Annotated in this window: 3 protein-coding genes; 2 read left to right on the top strand and 1 reads right to left on the bottom strand. The window is 58.1% G+C overall.

What is annotated here, in order from left to right:
* Both EJP87_RS16045 and EJP87_RS16040 read left to right on the top strand, forming a co-directional pair.
* On the top strand, positions 1 to 714 hold a 714-nt coding region (locus EJP87_RS16045), incomplete at its 5' end, for a DUF3489 domain-containing protein (RefSeq protein ID WP_130472855.1).
* A gap of 81 nt (positions 715 to 795) precedes the next feature.
* Entirely contained in the window at positions 796 to 1,023 is a 228-nt protein-coding gene (locus tag EJP87_RS16040; protein ID WP_130472854.1) for a hypothetical protein, read from the top strand.
* A 53-nt stretch (positions 1,024 to 1,076) separates the two neighbouring features.
* Here the strand turns inward: EJP87_RS16040 and EJP87_RS16035 are convergent.
* The coding region (locus EJP87_RS16035) for a DNA methyltransferase (RefSeq protein WP_130472853.1) at positions 1,077 to 1,601 on the bottom strand (525 nt) is incomplete at its 5' end.

Here is a 1,601-nt window from a genome sequence, read left to right as displayed (position 1 = left end):
ATCACCAAGACGGGTTACGCGGCCATCGGCATGGAGGCACCCCAGGAAATTGAAGACGACGCACCTGCCCACGGTCCTGGGCTGGACTTCAGCGACGACACCGTTGTGCAGGCATGGATCGACAACATGCCTGCCGAGGATGCTGCCTACCACGAAGAGATGGCCGCCGCCTGCGAAGAGCCGGATGGTCCGGACGACTACGACAATCCGCCCATCGGGATCATTGTCCCGATGGACCCGGCGGACTTGCCCCGGACGGAAGACAACGAAGTGCCTGCAGATGCCGATTTTGAAGCGGATGTTGCCGCCGCAGAGCAGTCCATGGAGGCAGCCGACGAAACCCTCCCCGAAGTCATTGATGCCATCGCAAAACAGTACATCCAGGATCATGGGTTCCGGGTAACACGCGAGAATCTGGAAAAGGCGTTGCTCGAAGCTTTCAAGGCTGGACAAGCCAACACCGCATCAAAAACCAGGACGCCCAGAGAGAATTCCAAAAAGGCCATCGTGATGGCCCTGCTCCAACGCCCGGAAGGAGCCACCCTGCAGCAGATTGAACAGGCCACCGACTGGGGGCCGAACACGATCAGGGGTTTTCTGTCGCTCGCCAAAAAGAAGCAGGGACTGAACCTGGAGACCTTCCGCACCCGGATTCATGGAACCAACTTGCAGGGGGCAAAAGGTTCCTTTACGACGTACAAAGTGGTCCTGTAACCACACGATGCCGCCGGATGCAAATTTCGGCGGCAGCAGAAAGCCAAATGAAGAACGAATCACAACCACAAAGGAACCGGAATGAACATCGACAATCTGGATCACCTGCCCCACATCGACAGGCATCGCATCAATCGCCAGGAAGGCAGCCATGCTTGGGAGGTCGATCAGATGGAAACAACGCATCAATTTGGAGAGAAGGTCAGGATTCAGGAAGAAGACGGATCCTCCTTCTCCATGTGGATCGGCAACCAGGTTGCCCCGGGACGCTACCAACTACACAACCAACCGCCAACTGCATCGGCCTGATCCTCATCGACAGCCATGGCCGCCGGAACACAACCACCGGCGGCCTGCACTTGCTACTCCAAATCGATACCCCGCTCCGCAGCCACATCCTCAAAGGTCTTGCCACCCGAACCGTCCAAGTAAACGATCTTGCCGGTGGCCTGGATGAACCGCTGCACCGCCACATCGACATAGACCGGGCTGATCTCCATGGCATAGACCCGACGGTGATTGGCCTCCCCGGCCATGATCTGACTGCCACCACCAGAGAAGGGCTCGTAACACAGCCCACCCTTTTCCACATGCTGGCGCATGGGGATGCCGAACGCCTCCAGAGGCTTCGGCGTCGGGTGTTCCGGACGTTCATCGCCTGACAACCCTTTCATGTCCCAAACGGTGGTGCAGTTGTCCGATCCCTCCAGCCTTGGCGGGCGGTTGCCACGCATCCAGCCAAAAAAACAGGGCTCGTGTTTCCAGAGGTAGTGGGTCCGGGAGAGAATGGAGGTGTTTTTGTTCCAGATGATCGTCTGATGGACGAAGGCACCCATCTCTTCCCAGACCGCCTCTACCATGGCCTGCCGCTTTGAGGCATGCCAGCA

The organism is Candidatus Magnetaquicoccus inordinatus (assembly GCF_004217665.1).
In the GTDB taxonomy this organism is placed as follows: domain Bacteria; phylum Pseudomonadota; class Magnetococcia; order Magnetococcales; family Magnetaquicoccaceae; genus Magnetaquicoccus; species Magnetaquicoccus inordinatus.
Note: the sequence above shows the minus strand (reverse complement) of the source record. Positions and strands in the feature narration are given on the sequence as shown.